Here is a 25,544-nt window from a genome sequence, read left to right on the forward strand (position 1 = left end):
GTGGACGGCAGTGTGTGACGCGTGACCTCGCACCCAACGACGGGCGGCGGCGGTGCGTCAGGCGCTCGCAGCCAAGAGCGCACTGCAGGGCGTTTCATTCCATGGCGGTGCAAACCACCTGCGCCGCGGGACTTGCTGTTGCCTTTAGCGCGGGGTGCCCAGCTGTTGGTAGACCTCGGTCGACACCCGCGCCAGCACGCTGCGGTCGACGTCTGACGACAAGGCGTAGCCGAAGGGTCCGTCGACCCAATAGAACACGTTGACGGCGCCTTCCTGCGCGAAGCGGAAGGCGGTGTCAGCGTTCTTCGCACCCGGTTTCGCATCCGGTTTCGCGGCCCCGCCCGAGCCCGCGGCGCTGCCCACGTCAGCGACGTCATTGGACACGTACAGCGTCAGCTTGCTGCCCTGCTCGTTGCGGTACATGAACTGAGCCACCGGCCCCTGGCCACCTGGCAGCAGGCGCCCGCCTTCCAGCGTGTAGCCCTGCGCCTGCAGGTGCGGCGGTTTCATCGGCGCGCCCATGCGCTTGGACAGCCAGGCCACGAGCTGGTCTTCGTGCGCGGCGTCCACTTCCACGGGCCGGCGCACATCGGGGCTGTAGACCGCATGCGCCACGGCGGCGCGCTGCGCGAAGCCACCCGCAGACACCAAAGTCAAACCACCTGGGGCCGGTTGCACAGCCGCCATGCGGGCTGCATCGTCACCGGCTGTTCCAGGTCCGACGCCGCGCAGCCCCCAGCCCGTGGCGCCGCTGATGACGGCGATAGCCAGCCCGGCGGCCAAGCGCTGCAGGTACCAAGGCGTCGGCGATACGGCGCGCGGGCGCGCCGACTTCAGCAGGCGTTGCGGCGGCTGCTCGTCCAGCACGGGGTCGAACAGGGCGTGCAGCTCGCGCTTCTGCGCACGGTAGGCCTCGACGCGCTGCGCATCGTCGGGGCGCGCGGCCAGGTAGGCGGCGATCTCGGCCTCACGCTCTGCGGGCAGACGGCCATCGACAAACGCATGCAGCTCGGCCTCGGTGACCGGGGGGGTGGGCGGGAGGGTGGGCGGCGATGGGCGATCGGTACTCATAGGGTGCTTCGCAATGCATTCATTTGACGACCTTCAGCCGCACGGGCTCGGCACGGCCTTCCATCAGGCCGCGCAGACGCTCGCGGCCGCGCGACAAGCGCGACATCACCGTGCCGATGGGAATGCCCAGGGCCTGCGCCACGTCGGCGTAGGCCATGTCTTCCAGCGCCACCAGCAGCAGCACTTCCTTCTGCTCGACGGGCAGCAGGTCCAGCGCGGCCTGCAGGTCCAGCACCGCCAGCCTGTCACCTTGCGTCGGCGCCACCGGCACCTCGGGGGTGTCGTCGTCCATGGTCACGGTGTGCAGCCTGGGCCGGCGCACGCCATCGGCGTGCAGGTTGTGCATGATGCTGAAGAGCCAGGCGCGCATATCGGCCACGCCGCCCCACAGGCCCGACTTGGCCCAGGCCCGCTCCAGCGTGTCCTGCACCAGGTCGTCGGCATCTTCATGGTTGTTCACCAGCGCCCGGGAATAGCGGCGCAGGCGCGGCACCCAGCTCAGCAGGTTGGAGTCGTCTTGCATCGGCGGCTCGCGGCGTGCGGGGCTGGGTGTGGATCGTCGACAGAGGTCATTCCTTGATTATGTGCCAGACGTCTTTGAAGTTGTCGCCAGCGCGGTCGCCGGGCTTCTGGTCGGCCTGGTAGGTGTAGACCGGCTTGCCCTTGTAGGCCCACTGGCGCGAGCCGTCGTCGCGAACGACGATCGTGTACGAACCGGCGGGCTGGTCGCTGGCGGCGGCCATCGCGGGCGGCCACAGCGTCGCGCAGGGGCCGTTGCAGGCGCTCTTGCCACTGCTGGCCATGTCCTTATCGAAGGTGTAGAGCGTCATGCCCTTGGCGTCGACGAGCACGCCGTTGGCGAGCTTGGCCGGCACGTCGGCCGCCATGGCGCTCGTCGGCGGCGCCGCGAAGGAAGCCGTGGCGATGAGCATCGCGGCCAAGGTGGGGAGATGTTTCATGGGGGCGTCCTGGGTAGAGTGCTGATGGGCTGAGCGGGTGGCTCAGTAAGCCGCAGCCACTGCCAGCTTGGGGTCGATCTGCCAGGTTTCGCTGACGATCTTGCCTTCGCGGTAGGTCAGCACGTAACGCACCTTGATGGGCATCTTGCCTTCGAAGACGACGTTGGCCGAGACGGTGGCGCCCTTGGGGTTGGCCGACTCTTCGATTGAGCCGATGGTGAGTTTCAGCGGGCCGACGGCCTTGCCGAACTTTTCCCAGGTGCCGCGGATGGCGTCGGTGGTGGCGTAGGTGCCGTCCAGCGGGCCGCCGACCCAGTTCAGCTGGGCCTGGTCGGCGTAGCCGCGCATCACGATCTGCGTGTCGCCCGAAGCGATGGCCTGGAAGTGCGTGCGGGCGTCGTCGGAAGGGGCGGCGAAGGCGCTGCCGGCGGCAAGGGTCAGGGCGGTAGCGGCGAAGGTGAATGTCTTGAACATGGAGGGCTCCGTTGAAGGCTTGATGTGAAGTGAGGGTGGTCGGTGGTGGATGAAGGGTCCATGAGGTCCCGACACAAGGGCAGACGGCGCCGGCAGGCGGTCTATTCCGGCCCACGCAAAAACTTTTTCTGTCACGCCATCGGCAGTTGACCCGCCCGACACGCTCCACCAATTGCTCCGATGAAGCGAACCCTGACCTTCCTGCTGCTGGCCAGCTTGTTCACCGCCGCGACCGGTGCGCTGGCGCAAGGCATCACCGACCCCATTGGCAACCTACTGCCCACGTACATCGGTCCGCAGAACGGCGACGTGGATGTGGCGAGCGCGTTCGCCGGCTACGACCCGGCCAGCGACACCTTCAGCTTCTCGGGCACCTTTGCCGACGCCCTCGGCACCACGGAGGGCGCCTTCTACTTGCGGGGCCTGGACCGCGGTGTCGGCACCGAAGGTTTCGTGAGCGGCAGCCCATCGGTCGGCCAGCGCATGAAGTTCGACGCCGCCGTGTTCCTGCGGCCCGACGGCATGGCTCGCGTGATCACCTTCGTGGGGTCGGTGGGCACGGGCGTCGAACTGGGGGCCGGTACCGGCACTATCGCCGGCGGCTGCGCGCCTCAGGGCGCCAGCCGCTGACCGTCTTGCGCAAACACCACCCCGCCGGCGTAGTGCGCGGCAATCGACGCCTTGACGGCATCACGCTGCGCGTCGAGCGCAGGTGACAGGTGGCTCAGCAGCAGCTGGCCGGCGCGCACCGCATCGGCCACTTCGCCGATGGCCTTGGGTGGCGTGTGCAAGGTGTACAGCACGTCGGGCGAGCCGGGTGGGTCGAGCACCACGCTGTTGAAGACCAGCAGGCTGGTGCCTTGGGCGATTCGCCGCAGACCCGCCAGCCAGCTGGCGTCGATGTCGCCGCTGAAGGTGATGCTCTTGCCGGCGTGGTCGATGCGGTAGACCACCGCCGGTGCGTCGCGGTGGTGGCCGGCCACGGAGCTGATGCGCAGGCCGCCCTCATCGAACACCGTGCGCACTTCGGGCAGGGCTGACGCCGTGGCGGGTGCGTCGATGTCGTTCACTTGAAAGCGCAGCGGCGCCGAGAAGTCCTTCAGGTAGCCGAAGGCGCCCTGCTTGCCGAACAAGAGGTCGATGAAGCGGCTGGTGGCCGGGAAGTCGGCATCGTCGGCATCGAGCGCACGCCGCCCTGCCGGCCCGAAGATCTTGAAATCGACCGGCCCGCGGTTGGACACCGCACGGGCCTTGAAGAGGCCTGGCAGTCCACCGGCATGGTCCACATGAAGGTGCGTCAGCAGCACGATGTCGGCCCGACCCAGCGCCAGCTTGGCTTCACCCAGGCGCACGAAAGATCCCGGGCCGGCGTCGACGAAAACACGCGCCACGCCATCCACCAACACCACGAAGGCCGAGCCCGCGCGGCCGGTGGCACCCGGGCCGCCCGAGCCCAGCACCACGAGTTCCAGCGCCGGCGGGGCGGCCGTCTGGGCCTGAGCTGCGAACGCGGCGGGCAGCGTGCACATGGCCAGACAAAGTGCCGCCAAGCGGCGCCGGCAGGGGTTGGCCAGAGTTTTCATTCGATCCTTTGTGCGGGCGGGGCGACAACGGGGCGAACCGGAAGCGGCAAGCCCCCGGCTCGGTCGTGCGGTGCGCCGGTTCTCTGACAGTTCCCGGTTTTCAGTACGCCGCCACCGCCTGCGCAGCGGCCACCGTGGCGACGATTCGCTGCCCGGCACGCTCGACCTTGGAGATGCTCAGGTCCTCGTTCAGCACGTAGGCCGTCTTGCCGTCGCGCGTGAACACGATGGCCTGGCGCGGCTGCTTGAAGCCGGCGATGGTGGCGACCACCTTCAACGTGGCCACGTCGATCACCGACACCGTGTTGTCGGCCAAGTTGCCCGAGTAGACGAAGCGGCCGTCGGGCGTGAGCGCGGCGCCGTAGGGGTCGCGGCCCACCGGCACGGTGCCGGTGACGCGGCGCGCGGCGATGTCCACCACCGCGATGTCGTTGCTGCCGCTGTTGGCCGCAAACAGGGTCTTGCCGTCGGCGGTGACGGAGATGGCGCGGATCTTGTTGAAGCCGGTGATCTCGCCCTCGATCTTGTCGGTCTGCGTGTCGACGATGGTCACCTTGTCGCCCAGGAAGTTGGTGACGTAGAGCTTCGCGCCGTCCGGGCTCAGGCGCACGCCCTGGCGCGGCTGCGCAAAGCCGGTGATCACCGCCTTGGCCTGCCCGCTGGCGGTGTCCAGTCGCGTCACCGTGCTGCTGGCCTGGTTGTTGACATACAGCGCGCTGCCGTCCTTGCTGAGCGCGGTGCCGAAGGCGCCGGGGCCGGCCGCCAGCGTCGACGCGGTGGCCAGCGGCTTGAGCGTGGTGGTGTCCAGGCGCGTCACCGTGCCCAGGCTGCTGTCGGAGACATAGAAGCTCTTGCCGTCGGGCGCGAACACGATGTTGCGCGGCGTGACGTAGCCGCGCAGCACACCGCGCACGGCACCGGTGGCCAGGTCGTAGACGATGACGTCCGGGCGCTCGCTGTAAGACACCACGGCGGTGGCCTCGTCGGGGCTCAGCGCCAGCGAGTTGTTGCGGATCTGGCCGTCGAAGGTGACGCGGGCCGGGGTGGCTTCGGCGCCGTTGGCGGCGTTGGCGGGCACGCTGGCGGCGACGAGGACGAAGGTGCTGCACCAGGCCAGCGCGGTGGTGCGGAAGAAGGTATTCATGGGATGTCTTTCGGAGAGTGTTGAGAAAAGAGGGAAAGGCTTGCTGTGGTGGACGAGGAGAGCCCGTGGTTTATTCCGTCGGGCCGTGAATTCGAGGCTTCAGCCGAGCAGGGCCGGTACCCAGCGGTTGATCAAGGCACCGCCGACGATGAGCCAGCCGAACAGGATCAGCGCCAGCAACAGCGGCTTGGCACCGGCCTTGCGGATGGCGCCGATGTGCGTGGACAGGCCGAGTGCGGCCATGGCCATGGCCAGCAGCGCGGTGTCGATCTCGGTGGTCACCGCCACCACCGAGGCCGGCAGCCACTGCAGCGAGTTGAACAACACCACCGCGACGAAGCCGAAGGCGAACCAGGGCACGGCGAGCTTGCCTGGGGCCTGGCCCGTGGCGGCGGAAGTGTGGGCGTGGCGTTTGTCGTCACGTGCCAGCCAGGCCGACAACATCACCAGGAACGGCGCCAGCATCATCACCCGCACCATCTTCGCGATGACGGCCGAGTTGGCCGCGTCCGGGCCCACCGAACGCGCCGCGGCCACCACCTGGGCTACCTCGTGGATGGTCGAGCCGGCGTAGATGCCGAAGCCGTTGGCGCCACCCGGAATCAGCGCCCAGTGCTGGTTCAGCTCGAACAGCGCCGGGTACAGAAAGATCGCCAGAGTGCCGAACACCACCACCGTGGCCACCGCCACCGTTACCTGCTCGGCGCGCGCCTTGACCACCGGTTCGGCAGCCATCACCGCGGCGGCGCCGCAGATGGAACTGCCGGCGCCGATCAGCATCGCCGTCTTGCGGTCCAGGCCCAACCAGCGCGTGCCGATGAAGCAGGCCAGCGCGAAGGTCGAGCCCAGCACCAGCGCGTCGATGGCGACGCCGGCGATGCCGACGTGGCCGATGTCCTGCACCGTCAGCCGCAGGCCGTACAGCACGACCCCCAGGCGCAGCAGGTTCTGCTTGGACACGTTGACGCCGGCACCGCTGGCCGCGGCCAGGCGCGGCACCAGCGGATAGACCGTGTTGCCCACCAGCATGCCCAACACGATGGCCAGCGTCAGCGCACTGAAGCCGTGGTCCTGCAGCCAGCCGATGTGGCCCAGCGCGATGCCGGTCGCGGCCAGGGCGCCGCTCAAGGCCAGGCCGGGCAGCAGGGCTGCCAACTGCAAGCGCAACCGCGCTGCCCGGTGGCCGGCTGACGGGCCAGGGCTGGCTTGTGAGGTCGACAGCGCGTGCATCACGCCAGCACCCAGATCAAGGCGATGCCGGCGCACAGCAGCACGGCCGCCATCGGCACTGCGACCGGCATCCAGCGCAGCACCTGCGGGTCGATGCTGCTGTCGGCGGCCAAGGTGGTCGAGACGGCATGGGCCACGTCGCGGGTCGGCCCCATGAAGCCCGCCACTGGCCGCCGGGCAGCAACCCATTGAAGGGCATGCAGCGCCTGTGGGGCCAGCGGGCCGGGTGCTGCGGGGCGTGGGGTTGTTCGTTCAAGGGTCAGCATGTCGGGCTCCAGATGCCGGTGGTGGCGCGGCGGGCCGCCGCCCCGTGATCGAGCGGCCAGGCAAATTTAGAGCTTGGCAATCAACCCGTCCAACGGGTTGTATGACTAAGATGTACCTGCGAAATCGATAACAAAGGCAATCACCGTGGACGTGCTTCGACTCACCCTGCGTCAGCTGCAGATTTTTGTCGCCGTGGCGCGCAGCGGCAGCACCACGGCGGCCAGCGCTGAGATAGCGCTGTCGCAATCGGCCACCAGTTCGGCCGTCAACGAGCTGGAACGCCTGCTGTCGCTGCGCCTGTTCGACCGCGCCGGCAAACGCCTGCTGTTGAACGACAACGGCCGCGCGCTGTTGCCGCGGGCTTTGGCTTTGCTCGACGGCGCCGCAGGCATCGAGCAGATGTCGCGCGACGGCAGCGCGCAGGCGCAGTCGCTGCGCATCGGCGCCAGCACGACGATTGGCAACTACGTGTTGCCCAAGCTGCTCGCTGGCTTCATGGGGGCACAGCAGCCCGGCAGCGCCGCCGCCTGGCGGTCGAAGGTCGTTATCGGGAACACCGCCGCCATCTGCGATGCCGTGACCGCTTTCGAACTCGACGTGGGGCTGATCGAGGGGCCCAGCCACCAGCCGGAGCTGGTGATCACCCCCTGGCTGCAAGACGAGATGGTGGTCGTGGCTGCGCCCGACAGTGCGCTGGCCCAGTCAAGCCGGGCGGGCGATCGCATTCCCCTGCGCACGCTGCGTGAGGCGGTCTGGCTGGTTCGCGAAACGGGCTCTGGCACGCGCGAGGCCACCGACCAGAGCTTGCTGCCCCACCTGCGTTCTTACCGGCGCAGCATCGAGCTAGGCAGTTCGGAGGCCATCCAGCGTGCCGCTCAGGAAGGGTTGGGGGTGGCTTGCCTGTCCGCCTGGGTAGTGAACGATGCGCTGGAGGCTGGACGTCTGTGCCGCGTCTCCACGACATTGCCGCGGCAGCTTCGGCAATGTCATCTGGTTGTGCATCGTGAGAAGCAGTCGACGCCCGCGTTGCTGGCGTTCATCGCCCAGGCAGATGCGACTGCTGGGGCTGCCCGCTAACGTCCCGGCCCCGCTTCGCATGTCGAAGGTTCAGCCCTCGGCGACACGCGATTACCCTTCAGCTAGGCGCCGACGCCCGCTCCGCCCACCTGCCCATTGATCGAAGCTTTGATGCAATGAGCTGGTCTGGGTAATCGACGTCCGCTTCCGGACGCACCACCCAACGGCTGCTTGTGGCCGAAAGCTAACGTCCGGTGTGGGCTGATCGGAGGACTGCGATCAGCCTCAAGCAGTCACATGCTTGCGCCAGCGACCAACTTTTCCGCCGGCAAAGATCGCAGCATCGCCTCCGGCCTGTCCAGCGGGCTTAGCCAGCGATCAAAGTCGTTTTCTTCCAGCACCACCACCATCCGCTTCTCGTCCTCCGGCCGATGGAAGTTCTTCATCAGCGGGTGCTCATCGGCATTGACCGTCAACATGCTCATGCTGCGCACGATGGAGCCATCGGGCGCCCGCCAGCCTGTCCAGATGCCAGCAATCCCCATCGGCTTGCCATCGGCGCGAGCTATGCGCGTCGGCACTGCCCGGCCTGATCGCCAATCGGGCTCATAAAAGGCCTCAGCGGGGATGATGCAGCGCCGCCCCAAGCGCCAGGCATCCCGGTAGCTGGGCTTGGTCGCCACGGTCTCGCTACGCGCGTTGTAAGTCTTCTTGGCCAGGCTCGGGTCTTTCGCCCAGTGCGGGATCAGGCCGAACGAGCCCGCCATGGCCTCACGCCAGGGGGCCACACCATCGCCCTGCTGCGCCTCTCGCGGGTGGCGAATGAAGATGCCTGCGTAACCGGGCCACACATCGGCCACCGCGCCTGTGGGCATGGCCACCTTGAACAGCTCGTGCAGTCGTTCAGGTTGCGAGACGGCTTCGTAGTGGGCGCACATGCACAACATCGTAACGAGCACCTATACTGTATGCATGTACAGCACATTGGATTTCCGCCAACCCGTGCCCCTGTCAGAGTGCAGCCTGGTGCTGCCGCTGGCGGGCGACAAGGTGCGCGCCGGTTTTCCATCGCCGGCTGAAGACTTGACCGTCAAGCGCATCGATCTGACGCAAGAGTTGGTCACGCACCCTCAGGCCACCTTTCTGCTGCGCGTGAGCGGTGATTCCATGCGAGACGCGGGCATTTTTGACGGCGACATGCTGGTGGTCGACAAGGCCATCAAGCCCAGGCACGGCCAGGTGGTGGTCGCTGTGGTCGATGGCGAGTTCACGGTCAAGCACCTCTACCAGCGCGCAGGGCGGGTCAAGCTGCGCGCGGCCAACGCCACCTACCCCGACATCACCCCTCGCGAGGGCCAGACGCTGGAGGTGTGGGGCGTGGTCACGGCCAGCATCAAGCGCTTTCCCGTTTGAGGTGTTGCGGTGTTTGCGCTGGTCGATGGCAACAACTTCTATGTGAGTTGCGAGCGGGTGTTTCGCCCCAGCCTGAACGGCAGGCCGGTGGTCGTGCTGTCGAACAACGATGGCTGCGCCATTGCGCGCTCCAACGAGGCCAAAGCCCTGGGCATCAAGATGGGCGAGCCCTGGTTCAAGATCCGCCACCTGGAGGAGCAGGCGGGCCTGGTGGCCCTGTCAGCCAACTTCACGCTGTATGGCGACATGAGCGACCGCATGATGAGCCTGGCCGCTGGCCTGGGGCCCACGCAAGAGATCTACAGCATCGACGAAAGCTTCATCGGGCTCGAGGGTGTCAGGGGTGACCTGGTCGATAGGGCATGGAAGATTCGGGCTCGCATTCAGCAATGGGTCGGCATTCCCTGCGGCATCGGCATCGCGGGCACCAAGACCCTGGCGAAGCTGGCCAACCACATCGCCAAAACAGCCGAGCGCAAGCCAGGTCTCTACCCTGACTCGCTGGCCACGGTGTGCAACCTGGCAGCGTTGAACCACGACCAACTGCGTGAGGTGTTGTCGGCCACAGAAGTGGGCGATGTGTGGGGTGTGGGGCGGCAGTTGAGTGCCCAGCTCAAGGCCGTGGGCGTGCACACGGTGCACGACTTCGTTCAGTTGCCCGGTGACCTGGTGCGAAGCAAATGGGGCGTGGTGCTGGAGCGCACATGGCGCGAGCTGCGCGGTGAGCCGTGCATCGAACTGGACAACGTGCCAACCGCCAAACAGCAGATCGCCAGTACCCGAAGCTTTGGCCAACCGGTGACCGAGTTGAAGCACCTGCAAGAGGCCATCAGCGAGTTCACCACCCGCGCGGCCGAAAAGCTTCGGCGGCAGCACCACCTGGCAGGCCAAGTGCTGGTGTTTGCGAGAACCTCGCCCTTCAGAGACGGGCCGCGCTATTCGCGCAGCGTCGTGGTGCCGCTGCGCCGGCCCACGGCCGACACCAGCGAGCTGACCCACGCCGCGCTCACGGGTTTGAAGGCCATCTACCAGCCCGGCTACAAACTGGCCAAGGCCGGTGTCATGCTGCTGGACCTGCTCCCGGATACCGTGATGCAGGTTGAGCTGGGGTTCGACGAAGCAGAGCCCGAAGCACGTGACCGTTCGCGCTTGATGGTGGCCATGGACCAGGTGAACGACCGCTTCGGCAAGCGCACCTTGCTGCTGGGCAGCTCGGGCATTGACGAAGGGGCTGACACCTGGGGCATGAAGCAGGTCAGGCGCACGCCAAGGTACACGACGGACTGGCATGAAGTGCCCGTAGCACGCGCTTAGGCGTTGGCGCTTCCGCGCACGCCATGCTCAGCACTCAGGAGCCTGACCTGCCGTGGCGGCCCCGGTTGCTGGCGGCATGGCTGTCGACCCACTCACGCTGAGGCGCGAACCGGCGCTCGTGCCAGGCATAGACTGCGTCTTCGCGCCAGTAGACGTATCGGCCCATCCGAATGGGCCGCGGGAAGACTTCTTCTTTCACCATGTTTTCCAGGCAACGAGGCGAAAGTCCGAGCAGGCTGCACACGGCTTTTTTGTCGAAAAGTGGAAGGGGAGCTGGGTGTTTCATGACGGGGTCCTTTGAAGTTGACGACTCCGTATAGCGCGGGGATCAAAAATGCCCGTCAGAGCAAATCTGTTGCGCGCCAAACGCCGAGCTTCTACACTTTGAGCCGCTGGACTTGCCTGACACTTATCTGACGATCTTGTTTGCTTGGTCCAGCGAATGGCTGCGCTCAGCCTGACCAATTTCGTCTTCAAATAAGAATGTCCCCCAAGGAGCCCAGCGCAACCTCCGACGGCTTAATGACGTGGGCTGTCAGAGCGTCTGATCTACGCAAACCCGTGCATGTTGCGATGCTGGGGAGCTCAGAGGTCGGCGCCAAGTGTGAGTGCATCTGCCCATCTTGCAGGCAGCCGCTGTGGGCCATCAATGTAGGCAAACCACCTTCTCACTTTGAGCTGCCAGGAACGCAGCGCAAACATTTCAAGCACGAACATAGCGGCCAGGAGAAGTGCCTTTCTGGCGTTTCCAAGATCATCGCTCTTCAGTTGTTCGTTGATCAGGATGTCGTTGCCTTACCGCCAAGAAGGCGCAACTTACCGACGACTCTGCCTACCGGTGAAGTTGTTTACGTCAAACAGGAACTTCCAGGCGAGACTGTTCCCATCGTACGCAGAACTTGGATCGATGACGTAAGTGCACGACTGGAGCTTCCTGATGGTCGCATTCTCGTCGTGACTGTGCGCACCAAAGAACAAATCTATGACTCAGGAGAGAGTCGCTGCGTTCTCTCACTTGCTGACGTCGCTGACCCAGAAATTGCTTCTTGGGACACACGACAAATCTTGGAGTACCTGAGACTTCCCGGATGCGGCATAGATTGGGAGTCACACTGGCAGGACGACCAACTTGATGCGCGGCTTCCTGACGACATTGCCTCGACGAGAGAACAGTACTTGGATGGCATACCAGCTGAGTACCTGGAAGGCCTGGATGGAAAGCAAGCCAGCGAGACGGTTCTCCACTGGCTGATCAAGAAAGCCTTATCGTCCACTGGCGTGATTCGCGTGCCAGAGCACACGGTACCCGTAACCATGAACATGCCCAACGGCGAGACGCAAACTGCTCTTGCTTTCTGCCCAGGGTTTGATCTGTACATCGAAGACGTTCGGCTAGAGAAAGCTTTCGATTCGATGGTCCCTGACGTTTTTTGCACGGCTCGTAAGAGTTCGACTGTTGCTGATGCAGTGCCCTTCATGTTTGAAGCCGCCGTCACCAACTACCTTAGCCAAGAGAAAAAGCAAAAGATCATCAATGCAAGGGTGGGTTGCATCCAGATTCGTGCGGACCTTTTCCCAATGGCTCACAGGGCCAAGTCCAAGGAAATCATCTCTTTGATTCAAGGCACCTCCACCGCCAAGCAATGGATCGTTCATCCATGGATGGAGCCAGAAATCGCAAAAGCACGCAGGCAACTTGAAAACCGATTTGCTGCGATGCAACGAACTCAGAAAGAACTTGCGGCAAAACAGCAAGCGCGTCGACGCGCAGAACAGCAACAGCTTGAAGCAAGACAGCGTTTACAACGGGACCAACGCAAGCATGAGAGCTGGCTCAAGTCCGCCAGCACGTATCAGCTTGCAAAGGGTTTCATTAGAGCGATTCAGGCGGAGTGGTCTGATAAGCCTGCGATGGTCGGTACGTACGTGGTCACATCAGAGAGCATTGCTTTGGAGTTGCGGGGTCGATCTGTTCTTCCCGATGCTTGGCGCCCCCTGACGAACCGAGACGGTTTTTTTGCGCAAATCCTCCGGATTCGCATTGGTTCTGAAAGCCAAGCCATTGGCGACGCCGTTGCGCTGCTTGCTGCAAGCGCATCAAGCTATGCATGGCATAGATACCCCCAAGCGGTTCCGTTGCTGTTTGCGTTTGAGCGCTACAAGCCTCACCTGAACGATTTGCAGATGGCTACGCTGTCAAGGACTGCTGCCACTATTCGAGCTTCAGTAGAACAAGGGCATTCCAAGTACCTACGGTCTACCGACTGGGACGATTTTTTGATCGTCGCATTTCCCGAAATGGCGATTGATCTGCAGAGTCCTTTTGCTACAGAAGTGGATCAGGCACGCATAGTGAAAGAACAGGAAGTAAAGGCTCAGGCGGAGAGAAGGCGTCAGGCGACTCGTGCAACGAGAGTGGCGCTGAGAGATCGACTCAAAGCAGAACAGGAGCTTAGAAAAAGGACCGCTGAGCAAGCCGCAGTGCAAAGACTTGTGAGCGAAGCGCTTGACTCATACACCGGCAAGATCAGATGGGACGGCCCGTTGAGGCCAGAGTCAGACGCAATGATCATTTACTCGAAGTTTGGAGGGAAGTTTTTTCTCCAGCAACCAAGTTCTATGCAAGTGATCAAGGCAGCAATACAGTGTCGGGGCTGGCGCTATCCAGTCGACGCTGCATTAAGGTTCATCCCATTTCAAGACTCAAAAGATGTGCACCTTGCAGTCAATCTTCTCATGCATGCTGGATTGATTGCCTGTGACCTAAAACCTGCTTAGTCACGGATCAGCGAGCGGAAGACGGGCATCCGATACAAGCGCGACTCACTGAACATGTCAGCAAAGACCTCGCAAGGTTGTCTTCATTTCAAACGGTCGCTTATCCGTTTTTTGAGATGCTGCGGAAACATGAGGCAATACATCCAGGTGTAAACGTCAAGCGGACGCTTCATGACGCGGTCCTATGTTGATGATGACGCCGCATAGCGCTAGCAGAAGGCGTCCTGCCAGAGCAGCACTGTTGCGCGCCAAACGCCGAGCTTCTACACTTCGCACCGCTGGATTTGTCTGACACTTTTCTGACGATTTTTGTTTGCGAGGTCCAGCGAATGGCTGCGCTTGGCTGCGTTTGAATGCGTTTGAATGCGTTTGAATGCGGCTAAGTGCTTGATTTGACGAGAGTTTGCGTACAGCCGCGACCACCAAACCTAGGGTTTTCCCTTTGAAAATCCGCGTGTCGGTGGTTCGATTCCGCCCCAGGCCACCAAATGACAAAACCCTGTGCGCTCATGCAGCTCACAGGGTTTTTCTTTGCCTGACATGTGCCCTGTTGTCGGGCTTTGCGAGGCCAAGTTGCCCTGTTGCCTCTGAACGACAGCGCCAAGGCTGCCGGTCACATCCGCTTAGGCCGGCAGCGCCGACCCGTGCGTTGGCCGCCAACACAGTGCAGAGGCGCTTATGCTGGCTGAGTGATGCCAAGCGGCGATAAAGTCATCCCCCCAGTGCACGTTGAAGATAGCGGTAAGCAGCGTAAGGTGGCCGGCGCTCCGCCATGACTTGCTCCTCCAGGCGACGAGCATGCTGACACACAGCATTGGCCGCGTTGTGATACTTCTCTGGCTCCAACATGTGTTCCGATGCAGCGGCGAGCACGCGGCGTAGCTCCTCAGACGCACAGACATCATCTGTCGACAACCCAGACAACAAGACCAGGTCCATCTCAGACGCCCCGATCTGCTCCACGTTGGGGTCACGCTGGCGCCGCAACATGCGGTCCAACCCACGCTGCCCAGCAGAAGGCTTGTGCCGTGTCACCAACGTTCGCCGCAAATACCCACGGCTTCCCACCACACAAGAGATCAGCGCCATCCAAAGGCGCAGAGAGATGCCGTGCCGCTCACCTGGCCAGCCCCATGTCGCAAAAAATGACCGATGGGCCACCATGGCACCGCCGTGGAGCGCGGCTGGCGCACCCAGCCCGATTTTCGCCAGGTGATCGAAGTAAGAACGCGCGCGCCTGGCTCCGCCGACCATCTCGGACCAATCATGCGTCACAACTTCATGGCCACCATCGCGCATGAAGCGCAACGAGGCATCAATTTTCTCCGGGTCCCACACATCCCCCCGATCACAGAAAAACAGCACATCACCCTCAGAGAGTGAAAAAGCCTCCTTGATGGACTCCGCATAACCATGCCGGTTGTCGTGCACGACATTCCGGATTCGAAACGGCGCCTGTTTCGAAAACTTGCGGACCGCTCTCTTGGCGAAATAGGAGGCGCCATCGTCCACCACGATCAACTCATCAGGCAATCTTGTTTGCGCCCCGATACTCTGCAGCCTCGCCGCCAACCTGTCGTCGCCCCGACCGATGACCAGCAACACCGAGCATGTTGATGACCGTGGTCTCACAACTGCAGGCTTGATGGGATGGAAGAATCCATCACTTGCGGGCATGTAGGGATGTGGGTCCCACCGAATGGCGCGCTTGAGTGACCGAGGAAATTGCGTGACCGGTACACCGGCCTTGCGCAACGCGGTCCCAACGCGCAACTCGCTGATCACATCCACCACCGGCGCGTGATCCAGAAATGCCTGCAAAGCAGCGTGCGAAAAGAACATCCCCGCAAATGGGACCAGTCCCGCCGCAAACTTGCGATCGGCTTCGGGCAAGCGTTCGATTTCCTGAAAGTGAGGCCACTCCGCCTCTACGTAGCGACCTTTGGAGGTGTCTCGCTTTTCGCCAGGCAGAAAGAGGTCTCTGGCAGCACATTCCGCGTTCCATATCTCCGCATAGGCATCGGCCAGATCCACTGTGCACAAGCAGTCCCACTCCACGAACACATAGCGTTTTGCGCTCACGTTGCGGTTGGCGAACCAGCGCAGCAGCACGGTGTCACACCCGCGCCATCCGTCAAGTGACACCCACGGACCGGAAAACGCCCTGACATCGACCGTACCGGGCAACTGCTCATCCGCAGCATCGGTCAGAGGAATGATGCAGTGATGCGCGTTGTATTGCTTGAGAAGATTGAAGTGTCGAACAGTGGTCTCATCCAGCCGGTGATAAACATAGAGAATACAAAGTTCGTGCTCGGCTCTGGAATTCACGCCGTCTCCCAATTCGCAACATCCGGTTTGATGGGATGGAACAACAAACCCCTGGTGTCAAAGCCTTGGGGATTTTCATGAAAATAATCTGACCGAGAAGGTCGCCAGACAAAACTTCCTGGCTGCAATTGCCAGTCCGACGGGGTATTGGTGTAGTTCACCCTTTGCGAGTCCAGCGTGTCTCGGATGTCTCGCACAGATCGCCCCATGACAGAAGCAATTGTCGGCACGGTGAACTCGTAGTGCCCACGCCATTGTCCACTCCGCACGGCACCGACATAGTCCTCGACCAAGGCTTTGGACATCCGCATGATCGGCAAAAAGCCCCGCATCCACCGATGCATCGGCACGTCAGCAGGTGCCTTGGCAAACTGCCACCAGTACCAGTCTGGATCAGCAGGGTGAGACAGCAGTGTTGTGGTCAGGAGGTCTGTCTCATCGCTCACAAACTGCTTGAAGAAGTCAGCCCAGTGACCGGAGAAGTCAACGTCATACTCCATCACCCAGATGTGAGATGCGTCAATGGACCACGCGCAAGGCATGCAAACCGTGTCCAGATAGCCGCCCTGTACTCCGCCATTGCTCAACATGTCGGCATGTCGAACCCCAAGCAATGCTTCGGCGTCGCTTGACGGCATAGACCACTCAGGGTTGGGGTGGCGACCGTCATTCAAGACCAGATGCCAGTGAACCAGCCCCTGAGTCTCGGCCTGGAGGCGACAAAAATGCCGACGGATGCGGGCGGATGAAACATGCGTCAGAAAAATACCGTGATGCGAATGCCCCAAACCCACAAACATCCTTTCGCGCCCATGACCTGAGAATTATCCTTCACTGCCAGTGAATCGCCCCGTAGAACCTTGGGGCTTGTGAGACTCAAACGAGTGACGTGGAAAGCGCCGAGATCTGCTGTGGCCCCAGCTCTGCAAGGGACTGCTTGGGCGACCGGGCTGCATCACCAGGCGAATGGGTAGACTGCTTTCAGACTGTCCCATGCCCCTACTTGCCCACCATGCCCCTGAACGTCCTTGGCACCGAGCTGCAAGCCTGCTCGTACGACCCGCTGACCGGCTTTTACCGCGACGGTTGCTGCAACACCGATGTGCATGACCACGGCACGCACGTGATCTGCGCGCGCGTCACGGCCGACTTCCTGGCGTTTTCGCTGACGCGTGGCAATGACCTGTCCACGCCACGCCCCGAGTACCGCTTCCACGGCCTGCAACCCGGTGACCGGTGGTGCCTGTGCGCCCTGCGCTGGCTGGAAGCATTCGATGCGGGCGTGGCCCCGCCCGTGCACCTGGAAGCCACGCACATTAAGGCGCTGAGCGTGGTCACGCTGGAGCAGCTCAAGGCCTGCGCCCTGGGTTGAGGTCTATTTGTAGCTGGCGCGCCGATCGGCGAAGCGCCTGACGCGCCGGCGCCAGCTGCGGTAGCTGCCGGGCGACAGGTGCGATCGCATCAGCGCCTTCACCTGGTCGGGGCCCAAGCCGTGCAGGGCGCGGATGTCGTCGAAGCTGACATGGTCGCTCAAGGCCATCTGGATGATCTCGCCGATGAGGCCTGGGTCTGACGCCGATGGTGCGGGCTGGGTCATGCCGAACGCTCCTTGCTTCGCTCGATCTGCCGCGCCAGGGCCTGCAAGCGAGGGCGCACACGCAAGAACCCTCGGTAGGCCCATTCCAGCGCGGCCAGTGCGCCCGGCAGGCGCGCAAAACGGGCCAGCCATCGCCACCCGGGCAGCCGCGCCCACATGGCCACGAAAGCGGCCGCACCGTCCAGCAGGCGACCATCGGCGCCCTGCACATGAAAGCGCGCCAGCAACCGGGCCTGCTCATCGGGCGTGCGCGTGCTCTCACAGGCGCTGACATCGACGAAGCACAAGGCACTGGCCGGCTGCTGCTCGGCCAGCCCTTGCAGATGGGCGATCTCGCGGCGGCACAGGGGGCATGCACCGTCATACAGCACGGTCAGCACCTCGGGTGTGGTGGGCTCGGTCACATCGTCTCCAGGGTGGGCGAAGCGCAAGGCATCAATGGCAGCAACGCGCTCAGCCAATGCGCGCTCCAGTATCGGCTCACTGCAGCGCGGCGCAGCGGGCATGGGGCGCCAACCTGCTGCTGCGGCTGGACGCGCTGTGCGCAAGAGGCTGGCGAGGCCTGGACACCGGGGCCGCAGCTGGGCTGACACCGGGCTCGAATGCCTCGCAGAAAAGGCTCATCTCCTGAGCTTGTGCGCCGGCACCATGCCCGCTCACCCTTGATCCACAAACCAGGAGAACCCACATGCGCACCCTGAACACCCCCATTCCTCGCCACACCGCATCAACAGCCTGTGGCGCCGCACTGCTGACCCTGCTGGCTGCCGCGCTCACCGCTTGCGGTGGCGGTGGCAGCGGCGCCAGTCCCGCCAGCAACGCCCCGCCTGCCATCAACCAGGGCGCCTACACCGGCAGCACCAGCAACCCGGCCGCGCCCAGCTTCAGGCTGCTGGTGCTGGAAGACGGCAGCGTCTGGTCGGTGTACGGCCGCGAAGTGGCGGGTGCCCTGCAGGTCGCCGGCTTTCTGCAAGGGCAAGGCAGCTTCAACAACGGGCAGGTCACGGCCAGTGATGTGCGCGACCACTCGCAGGGCACCACGGCATCGGGCCAGCTCACGGGCAGCTACACCGCCGCGCCCAGCATCAGCGGGCAGGTGGCCTATGCCTCGGGCACGGTGACATTCAATGGCGGGGCCATTCCCAACAGCACCTATGACTACAACGCAGCGGCGCAGTTGAGCGAGGTCAGCGGCAACTGGTCGCTGAGCCTGAGCTCTGGCGAGACAGCGAACGTCACCATTTCCAGCACGGGCGCGCTGGGCGGTGTGTCGTCATTGGGGTGCCGCTTCTCGGGCACTGTCACGCCCCGGCCCAGTGGCAAGAACGTGTTCAACGTGAGCCTGAGCTTTGGCAGCAGCCCCTGCGCCCTGCCCGGGCAAACCGCCACCGGCGTGGCAGTGAGCTACCCGTTGGCTTCTGGCCAGCGCCAGCTGATCGTGCTGGGGCAAAACAGCGGCCGTACTCTGGGCCTGGCGGCGTTCGGGCTGCGCTGAAAAGGCTTTGACAAAGCCAGGGCAGCACCTTGAACGCCCTTGCCATGAGCGCGGCAGGCGGCACCATGAGGTCCATGAACCGCCGCACATTCGTCACCCAAGGTTGGGCCGCCGCCATCGGCCTGCTGGCCTGCCACACGCCGCTGGTGGCCCAGGCCGCCGGCTTGTCTGCCACGCCCCCTGCCGCAGGTGACGGGCGCGTGCTGCTGCTGAGGCATGCCCGGGCGCCGGGCACCTTCGACCCGCCAGGCTTTGCGCTGGGCGACTGCAGCACGCAACGCAACCTGAGTGCCGAGGGGCGGGCACAGGCCCAGGCCATTGGCCAATGGTTCGCGCGGCATGGCCCGCCCGTGGCCACGGTGCGCAGCAGCCCCTGGTGCCGGTGCATGGACACCGCCCGGCTGGCATGGGGCCGCGCAGAGGCCTGGGCGCCGCTGGGCTCACCCGTGGGCCTGGCGCCTGCCGCACAGCAACAGCAGTTGCAGGCCCTGCGTGAGGCCCTGCAGGCCTTGAAAGCGCAAGGCGGCCTGCACGTGTGGGTGAGCCACATGTTCGTGCAGCAAGACCTGACCGGGCAGAGCACGGCCGCGGGTGAGGGGCTGCTGATTCAGGCTGGGGGTGATGGGGTGGTGCGCGTGCTGGGGGTGTGGGGGCTTGAGCGCGGCATCCAATCTCCGTGAAATCAAGCCAGAATCGCGCGTCACATCACAGCATTCACCATGGGCGCCCAGACCGACCGCATCGTCAAGATCGAGAACCTGCTGCGCAGGCACCGCAAGGTCAATTTCCAGACCTTGCTGCATGAACTGGAGGTGTCGCGCGCCACGGTCAAACGCGACCTGGCCTTTCTGCGTGACCGCATGCTGTGCCCCATCGTTTACGACCGGGCCGAAGACAGCTACCGCATCGACACTTCGCACGCGGTGGGTGAACGGCACGAGATCCCCGGGCTGTGGTTCAACGGCAAGGAGCTGCACGCGCTGCTCACGGCCCACCAGCTGCTGAACGGGCTGGACCCGAACGGCGCCCTGAGCCGCCACGTGACCCCGCTGCTCGACCGCATCCACCAGCTGATCGGGCACACGGCCGACGACCAGGCGCGTGTGATGCAGCGGGTGCGCGTGGTCCAGGCCGGTCAGCGCCCGGTGGAGGCGCCCTGCTTCGAGGCCGTGTGCAGCGCCCTGCTGGCGGGCCAGAGGCTGCGCTTTGCCTACTTCACGCGATCGCGCCAGAGCCATTCGAAGCGTGAGGTGTCGCCCCAGCGGCTGACGCACCACCGCCACACCTGGTACCTCGACGCCTGGTGCCACCAGGCCAAGGCCCTGCGCCGCTTTGCGCTCGATGCCATGGGCCAGGTCAGCGTGCTGGACGACGCCGCACTGGAAGTGCCCCTGGCCGAGGTGCAGCAGGCACTCGACGGCGGCTACGGCATCTACGCCGGCAACCAGGTGCAATGGGCCACGCTGCGGTTCACTGCGCGGGCAGCGCAGTGGGTGGCCCATGAACACTGGCACCCCGACCAGCAGCTGCAGCCACAGCCCGATGGCACCTTGCTGCTGCGCCTGCCCTTTGTGGACATGACCGAGCTGCGCATGGACATCCTGCGCCATGGGCCCGATGTGGAGGTGCTGGAGCCTCCCGCGCTGCGCCAGGCTGTGGCCGAGCATTTGCAGCAGGCGCTGGCGGTGTATTCAGCCCCCGCCTGATCAGGCCACCTGCTGCCCTTGCCGCCCCTGCAAGCCACTGCGCCGCAGGAACTTGGGCACGGCCTCTTCGGCCAGGCCGCCGCTCAGGCACATCTGTTCGTCGCTGGCGCGCACCCGGGTCATGAGCGTGGCAGCCGAATACTTCATCTCCTTGCTGAGGGCGCGCACATCGCCCTCACGATCGGCCAGTTGCTGCATCGACGCCAGGATGGCCTGCACCCAGTCGCTGTGGCCGAACTCGGCCCGTGCGGCACGCAACAGCTCTTGCACGGCAGCGGCGTCGCCCCGATTGGCGGCTTCGCGCATGCGCTCCAGGGCCTGCGCAGCGGCCACCTCGGTCAGGCGGCGCTGCACCAGCTCATCGGGCGGGCACTGGGCCCAGTCGGCCGCGGCCTTCACGGGCAGCACCAACGGGGCGGGGGCCAGCAGCACGGTGTCACCGGCTGCGCCACGGCCGGACACCGTCACCTGCAGCACCGACAGGCCCTGGCCCACCGCAGGCAACAGCTCGGCCGGCACGGTCAGGCGCAGCAGGGCCCAGGCCTCGGCGCCATGGGCCACGTCGGGCAGGCGCAGCACGCCGTCGTGCCGGGGCAGGTCATTGAGCACGGCCACCTGCACGCCCTGCGGCACGCGGTATGACAGGCGCACATCGCCCATGCAGCGGGCGTCGATCAGCTGCAGCTCTTGCTCGAAGGGCAGCATCAGGTCGTCGGCCGTGTGGCCGTAGTACTGGCTGCCACGGCCTTCGCGGGCCATGGCCACCATCAGCTCTTCGTTGAAGCTCTCGCCCAGGCCATAGGTGCTGGTGCTCACGCCCTGGGCGGCCCAGCGGGCACAGTGCTGCGCGATCACGCCGGGGTCACATTCGCCCTGGTTGGCTTCGCCGTCAGACAACAGGATCACGCGGCGCAGGCCCGGCACATCACAGCCCTGCAGGGCCGTGGCGGCCTCGTGCCAGCCGTCATGCAGGGCGGTGGCACCGCCGGTCTCGATGCTGCGAATGGCCTGCACCACGGCGCGGCCATTGCCCACCTCCACGGCGGGCCAGATCAGCTGGGCGCTTTGCTCGAAGCACACCACGGCCAGGCGGTCGTGCGGGCGCAGGCGCCCCACCAGCCATTCGGCGCAGCGTTTGGCTTCGGCCAAGGGGCGGCCTTCCATCGAGCCCGAGGCGTCGAGCGCAATGGCCAGCGCGCGCGCCAGGGCATGGGCAGGGGGGGCGCCCACGGCGGTGGCGGCGACCTCGGGGCCCTGCACACGCACCAGCACCTCCAGCACATTGCTGTGGCCCGCCTGCAAGGCGCTGCGCACGGCACTGAGCTGCACGCGGGGGTGGGTGTCGGCGTTCAGGGCATGGGGGGTGTCGGACATGGGCTCACTCCTGGTTGAAGGCATGGGCCCAGTCTGCGCGGGCACAGGCTCATGGCATGAGCTTGTGCCCGCGCGCTCAGCCTCACAGGCCGGCGTATTCCAGCGACGAGTGGTGGACCACGATGCGCAGCTTGCCCGCGTCGTCTTTCACGTACTGCCAGGTCTTGTCGACCGTGGTGACCTTGCCGTCCTTGTTGGTGATGTTCACCTTGCCCATGCTGGTGGCGCTGTCACCGGCCAGGAAGATGGCGCTGTTCACCGGCTGGCAAGCGGTCCAGCCCTTCAAGGCAAAGCCTTTGTCCTTGGGGAAGGCCGCGTCACCGCCCACGAAGTACGCCAGGGCGCCTGCGCGGGTGGTGCGGAAGGTCTGCGGGTTCACGGTCAGGGTGGGCTTGAACAGCACGGCGCCCATCTGATAGCCGTAAGCGCTGTCGATCACCTTCTCGGCCAGGGCCTTGGCAGCCGCCTGCCCCGAGCGCTCGTGGGTGGTGCTGATGTCGACCAGGGCGCGGCACCAGGCCTGCTGGGCGGCCTCGACCTCGGCCTGGCTGATGGCCTGGTTGACGACCATGACTTGCGCCGAAGCCAGGGACGACAGGCCCAGCAGGGCGGCAGCAACGCTCAGGTGTTTCATGCAAAGTTCTCCTCAAAGTGAAGTTCAGGGTGAAATGAAAGGGGCACACAGGCATTGCAGCGCGCCGCTTTGAACCCCCGCTGATCGGGAGATGAGCAGGCCCTGTCGCCCACATGAACGCCAGATGAATTCCCCCCCGCGCGGGCCTCTGCAGGTGGGGCCCCACCTAGAATGGCCCGATGTTCCGCAGACGCCTGACCCTTGTGCTGGGCCTGATCGCCACGGTGGTGGTCATGGCCACCCTGCTGGCCGCCTGGTCACTGGTCGCGATCGAGCGTCAGGTGGTGCGGGGCCGCGTGGCCAGTGACATCTCCACGGCCTTCATCCAGCTGTCGGCGCAGAAGCAACGCCTGCGCACCTGGGTGGCCCAGGTGCAGCAAGGTGGTCATGCCGATGTGGCCGCCCGCGCCGAACTGCTGGCCGCACTCGACGGCACGCTGCAGCGGCTGAAGGTGCTGGTGCAGCAAGCCATTGAACTGGACGGCAGCCCCGAGGCCCGTGAGGAACACCTCAGGCGCACCGAAGCCCTGCAGGTGCTTGAGCGCAGCGTGCAGGCGCTGTCACGCGCCGTGGAAGAAACCCGCCCCCTGGGCCCGGATGCCGACATCCGCAGGGCCTGGGACGCCCAGTCCCGGGTGTTCGACCTGGCCGAGGGCTACGACATGCGGCGCCTGATCGCCGACAACATCGCGCGGGAAACTGCCGCGGTGCAGCGCGAGCGCTCGGCGGCCGACGCCACATTGGCCGCGGTGCGGTGGCTGTGGCTGGGTGCAGCAGGCTTTCTGGCGGTGTCGGCCCTGACGGCCGTGCTGCACTTCGGGCGCGCCTTGCGCCGCCCCCTGCACCTGCTCAGCGAAGGCGCCCAGGCCCTCCAGGAAGGCCGACTCAGCCACCGCATTCCCCTGCAAGGGCAAGATGAGTTTGCCGACGTGGCCCGCAGCGTCAATGCCCTGGCGGCCGAGCTGGAGCAACACCGGGAACGCGAGTCGGCCCAGCGCCAGTGGCTGGAAGACCAGGTCAGCACCCGAACGCAGGAACTGGCCGATGCGCTGGCTTCGCTGCGCGAGGCCGATGCCCGCAGGCGCCGCCTGTTTGCCGACATCAGCCACGAGCTGCGCACGCCCACCACCGTGATCCGGGGCGAAGCCGAGATCACCTTGCGTGGCGTGGACAAACCTGCGGCCGAGTACAGAGAGGCCCTGGGCCGCATCGTCGACACCGCGCGCCAGCTGGGCTCGGTGATCGATGACCTGCTGAGCATGGCCCGCAGCGACATCGATTCGCTTTCGTTGCAGCGCGAGACCCTCGACCTGGACGAGCTGGCCGCCGAGGCCATGGTGCAGGCTCGCCCCCTGGCCGAACGACACGGTGTGCAACTGGCGCCGCCACCTGCCCGCACAGGTCGGCACATGGTGGCCGGTGATTCGCTGCGGCTCAAGCAACTGCTGGGCGTGCTGCTGGACAACGCCACGCGCTATTCACGGCCTGGCGGCCAGGTGTGGCTGACGGTGTCGCTGGTGCAAGACGAAGCCCGCGCAGGGCGCGTGCAGCTGGAGGTTCACGACGAAGGCATCGGCATCCCGGCCAGCGAGATGCCGCTGGTGTTCGACCGGCACTACCGCGGCACGCGCGCACGGCAGCATTGCACCGATGGCAGCGGGCTGGGCCTGAACATTGCACGCGCACTGGCCCAGGCCCATGGAGGCATGCTCAGCCTGCATGCCAAGCCCACAGGCACCTGCGCCGTGCTGAGCCTGCCGATGGCGCCCGCACCATGAACATCCTGATCATCGAAGACGACCCGCGCATCGCCGACTTCCTGGGGCGTGGGTTGCGTGCCGAAGGCCATCGGGTCGAGGTCTGTGCCGACGGGCCTTCCGGGCTGACCGCCGCGCGTGAGGCCGCGCGTGAAGCCACTCGCGAGGCCTTGCGCGCACCCCACACCGCAGCCGCCACCACGGTGGTGATCCTGGACCTGATGCTGCCGGGCATGGGCGGCCTGGAGCTGTGCCAGACCCTGCGCGCCGAAGGCGTGGCCCTGCCCATCCTGATGCTGTCGGCCCTGGGGGGTGTGGAAGACCGCGTGACAGGTCTGCGCCTGGGGGCCGACGACTACCTGGGCAAGCCCTTTGATTTCGAAGAACTGCTGGCCCGCCTGGAGGCCTTGGCCAGACGCGGTCGCGAACCGCTCAAGGCCACCACCAGCCGGCTGCAGGTGGGCGATCTGGTGTTCGACCGCGAACGCATGCAGGCGAGCCGGGCCGGCCAGGTGCTGCCCCTGACGGCCAAGGAGCTGGCCTTGCTGGAGCTGATGATGAGCGCCCCAGGCCGGCTCTTCAGCCGCGAACGCATCCTGTCGAATGTGTGGGGCGCCAACGAAGATCCATTGACCAATGTGGTCGATGTCTACATCCGGCGGCTGCGCAGCAAGATCGACGACGGGCACAGCCAGCCACTCATCCACACGGTGCGCGGGCTGGGCTATCGGCTCGAGTCGCTCACCGACTGAACCCACAGCCAGAACCCGCGGTCTGAAATCACGGCCCGCGCTCACGGCGCGTTGCGCCTGGGTCACTCGCGGCGGGTTTCGATGTAGGTGCGCAGCGCCCAGATGGCTTCCTGGCTCAGCACGCCTTCGAAGGGAGGCATGTACACCCGGCCATCGCGCATGCGGCCACGGCGCACGGTGGCCACGAAGTACTCGTCCATCTCCTGGTAGCAGGCCATCTTCTGCTCGGCATTGGTCATGCTTTTGCAGTCGCCTTCGAACTGGCGAAGGTCGGGGGCGATGCCGCCCGAGATGGCTTCCAGGCCATGGCAGCGCGCGCAGTTCTGGTTGTAGGCCGAGGTGCCGATGCGCAGGGCTTCGGCGCGGGCCGGGCTGCTGGGGTTGTAGGGGTTGGCGTCCAGCCACTTGTCACCCAGCTGGGGCAAGGTGTGGGTGTCCACGGCCTGAGGGGCCATGTCGCCGTGGGCCATCACGGTGGCCGTGACGAAGGTGGCCAGGCCCAGGGTGATGGCACTGAGCAGCACGCGGCCGGCGCGCAGGTTGCGGGGCAGTTTCATGGTCTTGTCTCCAGGTCAGCGAGGTCGTTTACAGCAGATGGCGGGCTCCGGCTGCAAAAACCTTGCCAGTGCACGCGGGCCGCTTCAGGCG

28 protein-coding genes are annotated in these 25,544 nt (G+C 65.0%); 11 read left to right on the forward strand and 17 right to left on the reverse strand.

Annotated elements, in window-relative coordinates:
- Positions 1-144: 144 nt before the first annotated feature.
- From EYS42_RS03325 to EYS42_RS03340, 4 genes are all read right to left on the reverse strand, one after another.
- Entirely contained in the window at positions 145-1,071 is a 927-nt protein-coding gene (locus tag EYS42_RS03325) for an anti-sigma factor family protein (RefSeq protein ID WP_130966403.1), read from the reverse strand.
- A gap of 19 nt (positions 1,072-1,090) precedes the next feature.
- On the reverse strand, positions 1,091-1,594 hold the full coding sequence (locus tag EYS42_RS03330; RefSeq protein ID WP_054018143.1) for an RNA polymerase sigma factor: 504 nt from the start codon (positions 1,592-1,594) through the stop codon (positions 1,091-1,093).
- A gap of 46 nt (positions 1,595-1,640) precedes the next feature.
- Positions 1,641-2,003: a COG4315 family predicted lipoprotein gene (locus tag EYS42_RS03335; RefSeq protein WP_054018144.1), complete on the reverse strand. Its 363-nt coding sequence runs from the start codon at positions 2,001-2,003 to the stop codon at positions 1,641-1,643.
- Positions 2,004-2,072: 69 nt separating this feature from the next.
- Positions 2,073-2,504 (reverse strand): nuclear transport factor 2 family protein, encoded by a 432-nt coding sequence (locus EYS42_RS03340; RefSeq protein WP_130966404.1) that lies wholly within the window; start codon positions 2,502-2,504, stop codon positions 2,073-2,075.
- A 180-nt stretch (positions 2,505-2,684) separates the two neighbouring features.
- Between EYS42_RS03340 and EYS42_RS03345 the strand changes: the two genes are divergently transcribed.
- Entirely contained in the window at positions 2,685-3,134 is a 450-nt protein-coding gene (locus EYS42_RS03345; RefSeq protein ID WP_031943573.1) for a hypothetical protein, read from the forward strand.
- Here EYS42_RS03345 and EYS42_RS03350 read toward each other — a convergent pair.
- The 4 genes from EYS42_RS03350 to EYS42_RS03365 form a co-directional block, all read right to left on the reverse strand.
- Positions 3,116-4,033, reverse strand: a complete 918-nt coding sequence (locus EYS42_RS03350; protein WP_130966405.1) for an MBL fold metallo-hydrolase — start codon at positions 4,031-4,033, stop codon at positions 3,116-3,118. The two genes, EYS42_RS03345 and EYS42_RS03350, sit on opposite strands and share 19 nt — an antisense overlap.
- A gap of 154 nt (positions 4,034-4,187) precedes the next feature.
- Positions 4,188-5,231: a beta-propeller fold lactonase family protein gene (locus EYS42_RS03355; protein WP_031943571.1), complete on the reverse strand. Its 1,044-nt coding sequence runs from the start codon at positions 5,229-5,231 to the stop codon at positions 4,188-4,190.
- Between the two features lie 99 nt (positions 5,232-5,330).
- Entirely contained in the window at positions 5,331-6,398 is a 1,068-nt protein-coding gene (locus EYS42_RS03360) for a YeiH family putative sulfate export transporter (protein ID WP_130966547.1), read from the reverse strand.
- Positions 6,399-6,460: 62 nt separating this feature from the next.
- Complete coding sequence (locus tag EYS42_RS03365) at positions 6,461-6,727, reverse strand: hypothetical protein (RefSeq protein ID WP_031943569.1); 267 nt, start codon at positions 6,725-6,727, stop codon at positions 6,461-6,463.
- 145 nt (positions 6,728-6,872) lie between these two features.
- On the opposite strand from EYS42_RS03365, the gene EYS42_RS03370 reads away from it, so the two are divergent.
- Positions 6,873-7,805: a LysR family transcriptional regulator gene (locus EYS42_RS03370; protein WP_130966406.1), complete on the forward strand. Its 933-nt coding sequence runs from the start codon at positions 6,873-6,875 to the stop codon at positions 7,803-7,805.
- 233 nt (positions 7,806-8,038) lie between these two features.
- Here EYS42_RS03370 and EYS42_RS03375 read toward each other — a convergent pair whose 3' ends face one another.
- Positions 8,039-8,692, reverse strand: a complete 654-nt coding sequence (locus tag EYS42_RS03375; RefSeq protein ID WP_342635510.1) for an SOS response-associated peptidase — start codon at positions 8,690-8,692, stop codon at positions 8,039-8,041.
- A gap of 25 nt (positions 8,693-8,717) precedes the next feature.
- Here EYS42_RS03375 and EYS42_RS03380 point away from each other — a divergent pair, with 25 nt between their 5' ends.
- Complete coding sequence (locus EYS42_RS03380) at positions 8,718-9,158, forward strand: LexA family protein (RefSeq protein ID WP_130966408.1); 441 nt, start codon at positions 8,718-8,720, stop codon at positions 9,156-9,158.
- 9 nt (positions 9,159-9,167) lie between these two features.
- Positions 9,168-10,472 carry a Y-family DNA polymerase gene (locus EYS42_RS03385; RefSeq protein ID WP_130966409.1) on the forward strand — a complete coding sequence of 435 codons (1,305 nt, stop codon included), beginning with the start codon at positions 9,168-9,170 and terminating at the stop codon, positions 10,470-10,472.
- A gap of 34 nt (positions 10,473-10,506) precedes the next feature.
- On the opposite strand, the gene EYS42_RS03390 is transcribed toward EYS42_RS03385, so the two are convergent.
- A complete protein-coding gene (locus EYS42_RS03390; protein WP_130966410.1) occupies positions 10,507-10,758 on the reverse strand; it encodes a helix-turn-helix transcriptional regulator in 252 nt (83 codons plus the stop codon).
- Positions 10,759-11,045: 287 nt separating this feature from the next.
- Here EYS42_RS03390 and EYS42_RS03395 point away from each other — a divergent pair, with 287 nt between their 5' ends.
- Positions 11,046-13,250 (forward strand): hypothetical protein, encoded by a 2,205-nt coding sequence (locus tag EYS42_RS03395; protein ID WP_130966411.1) that lies wholly within the window; start codon positions 11,046-11,048, stop codon positions 13,248-13,250.
- A 711-nt stretch (positions 13,251-13,961) separates the two neighbouring features.
- Here the strand turns inward: EYS42_RS03395 and EYS42_RS03400 are convergent.
- Together EYS42_RS03400 and EYS42_RS03405 are read right to left on the reverse strand one after the other, a co-directional pair.
- Positions 13,962-15,581 (reverse strand): glycosyltransferase, encoded by a 1,620-nt coding sequence (locus EYS42_RS03400; RefSeq protein WP_130966412.1) that lies wholly within the window; start codon positions 15,579-15,581, stop codon positions 13,962-13,964.
- The gene (locus EYS42_RS03405; protein WP_130966413.1) at positions 15,578-16,219 is read right to left on the reverse strand and encodes a hypothetical protein; all 642 of its coding nucleotides are present in this window, start codon (positions 16,217-16,219) and stop codon (positions 15,578-15,580) included. The genes EYS42_RS03400 and EYS42_RS03405 overlap by 4 nt, the downstream gene beginning before the upstream one ends.
- A gap of 374 nt (positions 16,220-16,593) precedes the next feature.
- Here EYS42_RS03405 and EYS42_RS03410 point away from each other — a divergent pair, with 374 nt between their 5' ends.
- Entirely contained in the window at positions 16,594-16,953 is a 360-nt protein-coding gene (locus EYS42_RS03410) for a DUF2237 family protein (RefSeq protein WP_130966414.1), read from the forward strand.
- Positions 16,954-16,956: 3 nt separating this feature from the next.
- Here the strand turns inward: EYS42_RS03410 and EYS42_RS03415 are convergent, their stop codons facing one another.
- Positions 16,957-17,178, reverse strand: a complete 222-nt coding sequence (locus EYS42_RS03415) for a DUF2805 domain-containing protein (RefSeq protein ID WP_130966415.1) — start codon at positions 17,176-17,178, stop codon at positions 16,957-16,959.
- Complete coding sequence (locus EYS42_RS03420) at positions 17,175-17,684, reverse strand: thiol-disulfide oxidoreductase DCC family protein (protein WP_130966416.1); 510 nt, start codon at positions 17,682-17,684, stop codon at positions 17,175-17,177. The genes EYS42_RS03415 and EYS42_RS03420 overlap by 4 nt, the downstream gene beginning before the upstream one ends.
- 182 nt (positions 17,685-17,866) lie before the next feature.
- On the opposite strand from EYS42_RS03420, the gene EYS42_RS03425 reads away from it, so the two are divergent.
- The 3 genes from EYS42_RS03425 (at position 17,867) to EYS42_RS03435 (ending at position 20,379) form a co-directional block, all read left to right on the forward strand.
- On the forward strand, positions 17,867-18,673 hold the full coding sequence (locus EYS42_RS03425; RefSeq protein ID WP_130966417.1) for a hypothetical protein: 807 nt from the start codon (positions 17,867-17,869) through the stop codon (positions 18,671-18,673).
- Between the two features lie 74 nt (positions 18,674-18,747).
- Positions 18,748-19,353: a histidine phosphatase family protein gene (locus EYS42_RS03430; RefSeq protein ID WP_245503480.1), complete on the forward strand. Its 606-nt coding sequence runs from the start codon at positions 18,748-18,750 to the stop codon at positions 19,351-19,353.
- 39 nt (positions 19,354-19,392) lie between these two features.
- On the forward strand, positions 19,393-20,379 hold the full coding sequence (locus EYS42_RS03435; RefSeq protein ID WP_130966418.1) for a helix-turn-helix transcriptional regulator: 987 nt from the start codon (positions 19,393-19,395) through the stop codon (positions 20,377-20,379).
- On the opposite strand, the gene EYS42_RS03440 is transcribed toward EYS42_RS03435, so the two are convergent.
- Together EYS42_RS03440 and EYS42_RS03445 are read right to left on the reverse strand one after the other, a co-directional pair.
- Positions 20,380-21,753: a VWA domain-containing protein gene (locus tag EYS42_RS03440; protein ID WP_165456619.1), complete on the reverse strand. Its 1,374-nt coding sequence runs from the start codon at positions 21,751-21,753 to the stop codon at positions 20,380-20,382.
- Between the two features lie 82 nt (positions 21,754-21,835).
- Positions 21,836-22,387 carry a metal-independent carbonic anhydrase family protein gene (locus EYS42_RS03445; protein ID WP_130966420.1) on the reverse strand — a complete coding sequence of 184 codons (552 nt, stop codon included), beginning with the start codon at positions 22,385-22,387 and terminating at the stop codon, positions 21,836-21,838.
- A gap of 179 nt (positions 22,388-22,566) precedes the next feature.
- Here EYS42_RS03445 and EYS42_RS03450 point away from each other — a divergent pair, with 179 nt between their 5' ends.
- Together EYS42_RS03450 and EYS42_RS03455 are read left to right on the forward strand one after the other, a co-directional pair.
- Positions 22,567-24,165 (forward strand): sensor histidine kinase, encoded by a 1,599-nt coding sequence (locus EYS42_RS03450; RefSeq protein ID WP_130966421.1) that lies wholly within the window; start codon positions 22,567-22,569, stop codon positions 24,163-24,165.
- Positions 24,162-24,896, forward strand: a complete 735-nt coding sequence (locus tag EYS42_RS03455) for a response regulator transcription factor (RefSeq protein WP_130966422.1) — start codon at positions 24,162-24,164, stop codon at positions 24,894-24,896. The genes EYS42_RS03450 and EYS42_RS03455 overlap by 4 nt, the downstream gene beginning before the upstream one ends.
- Before the next feature lie 62 nt (positions 24,897-24,958).
- Here EYS42_RS03455 and pedF read toward each other — a convergent pair whose 3' ends face one another.
- Positions 24,959-25,453, reverse strand: coding sequence for a cytochrome c-550 PedF (pedF, locus tag EYS42_RS03460; RefSeq protein WP_130966423.1), 495 nt, complete (start codon positions 25,451-25,453; stop codon positions 24,959-24,961).
- Positions 25,454-25,544 lie beyond the last annotated feature (91 nt).

Origin of the sequence: Aquabacterium lacunae (genome assembly GCF_004310865.1) — a bacterium.
Lineage (GTDB): Bacteria > Pseudomonadota > Gammaproteobacteria > Burkholderiales > Burkholderiaceae_C > Aquabacterium > Aquabacterium lacunae.

Bases quoted from the DNA above. Each gene is read 5' to 3' on its own strand.
- EYS42_RS03325 (WP_130966403.1), bottom strand. From the start codon at position 1,071: ATGAGTACCGATCGCCCATCGCCGCCCACCCTCCCGCCCACCCCCCCG.
- EYS42_RS03330 (WP_054018143.1), bottom strand. From the start codon at position 1,594: ATGCAAGACGACTCCAACCTGCTGAGCTGGGTGCCGCGCCTGCGCCGC.
- EYS42_RS03335 (WP_054018144.1), bottom strand. From the start codon at position 2,003: ATGCTCATCGCCACGGCTTCCTTCGCGGCGCCGCCGACGAGCGCCATG.
- EYS42_RS03340 (WP_130966404.1), bottom strand. From the start codon at position 2,504: ATGTTCAAGACATTCACCTTCGCCGCTACCGCCCTGACCCTTGCCGCC.
- EYS42_RS03345 (WP_031943573.1), top strand. From the start codon at position 2,685: ATGAAGCGAACCCTGACCTTCCTGCTGCTGGCCAGCTTGTTCACCGCC.
- EYS42_RS03350 (WP_130966405.1), bottom strand. From the start codon at position 4,033: ATGTGCACGCTGCCCGCCGCGTTCGCAGCTCAGGCCCAGACGGCCGCC.
- EYS42_RS03355 (WP_031943571.1), bottom strand. From the start codon at position 5,231: ATGAATACCTTCTTCCGCACCACCGCGCTGGCCTGGTGCAGCACCTTC.
- EYS42_RS03365 (WP_031943569.1), bottom strand. From the start codon at position 6,727: ATGCTGACCCTTGAACGAACAACCCCACGCCCCGCAGCACCCGGCCCG.
- EYS42_RS03375 (WP_342635510.1), bottom strand. From the start codon at position 8,692: ATGTTGTGCATGTGCGCCCACTACGAAGCCGTCTCGCAACCTGAACGA.
- EYS42_RS03380 (WP_130966408.1), top strand. From the start codon at position 8,718: ATGTACAGCACATTGGATTTCCGCCAACCCGTGCCCCTGTCAGAGTGC.
- EYS42_RS03390 (WP_130966410.1), bottom strand. From the start codon at position 10,758: ATGAAACACCCAGCTCCCCTTCCACTTTTCGACAAAAAAGCCGTGTGC.
- EYS42_RS03395 (WP_130966411.1), top strand. From the start codon at position 11,046: ATGCTGGGGAGCTCAGAGGTCGGCGCCAAGTGTGAGTGCATCTGCCCA.
- EYS42_RS03405 (WP_130966413.1), bottom strand. From the start codon at position 16,219: ATGCCGTCAAGCGACGCCGAAGCATTGCTTGGGGTTCGACATGCCGAC.
- EYS42_RS03410 (WP_130966414.1), top strand. From the start codon at position 16,594: ATGCCCCTGAACGTCCTTGGCACCGAGCTGCAAGCCTGCTCGTACGAC.
- EYS42_RS03415 (WP_130966415.1), bottom strand. From the start codon at position 17,178: ATGACCCAGCCCGCACCATCGGCGTCAGACCCAGGCCTCATCGGCGAG.
- EYS42_RS03420 (WP_130966416.1), bottom strand. From the start codon at position 17,684: ATGCCCGCTGCGCCGCGCTGCAGTGAGCCGATACTGGAGCGCGCATTG.
- EYS42_RS03425 (WP_130966417.1), top strand. From the start codon at position 17,867: ATGCGCACCCTGAACACCCCCATTCCTCGCCACACCGCATCAACAGCC.
- EYS42_RS03430 (WP_245503480.1), top strand. From the start codon at position 18,748: ATGAACCGCCGCACATTCGTCACCCAAGGTTGGGCCGCCGCCATCGGC.
- EYS42_RS03435 (WP_130966418.1), top strand. From the start codon at position 19,393: ATGGGCGCCCAGACCGACCGCATCGTCAAGATCGAGAACCTGCTGCGC.
- EYS42_RS03440 (WP_165456619.1), bottom strand. From the start codon at position 21,753: ATGTCCGACACCCCCCATGCCCTGAACGCCGACACCCACCCCCGCGTG.
- EYS42_RS03445 (WP_130966420.1), bottom strand. From the start codon at position 22,387: ATGAAACACCTGAGCGTTGCTGCCGCCCTGCTGGGCCTGTCGTCCCTG.
- EYS42_RS03450 (WP_130966421.1), top strand. From the start codon at position 22,567: ATGTTCCGCAGACGCCTGACCCTTGTGCTGGGCCTGATCGCCACGGTG.
- EYS42_RS03455 (WP_130966422.1), top strand. From the start codon at position 24,162: ATGAACATCCTGATCATCGAAGACGACCCGCGCATCGCCGACTTCCTG.
- pedF (WP_130966423.1), bottom strand. From the start codon at position 25,453: ATGAAACTGCCCCGCAACCTGCGCGCCGGCCGCGTGCTGCTCAGTGCC.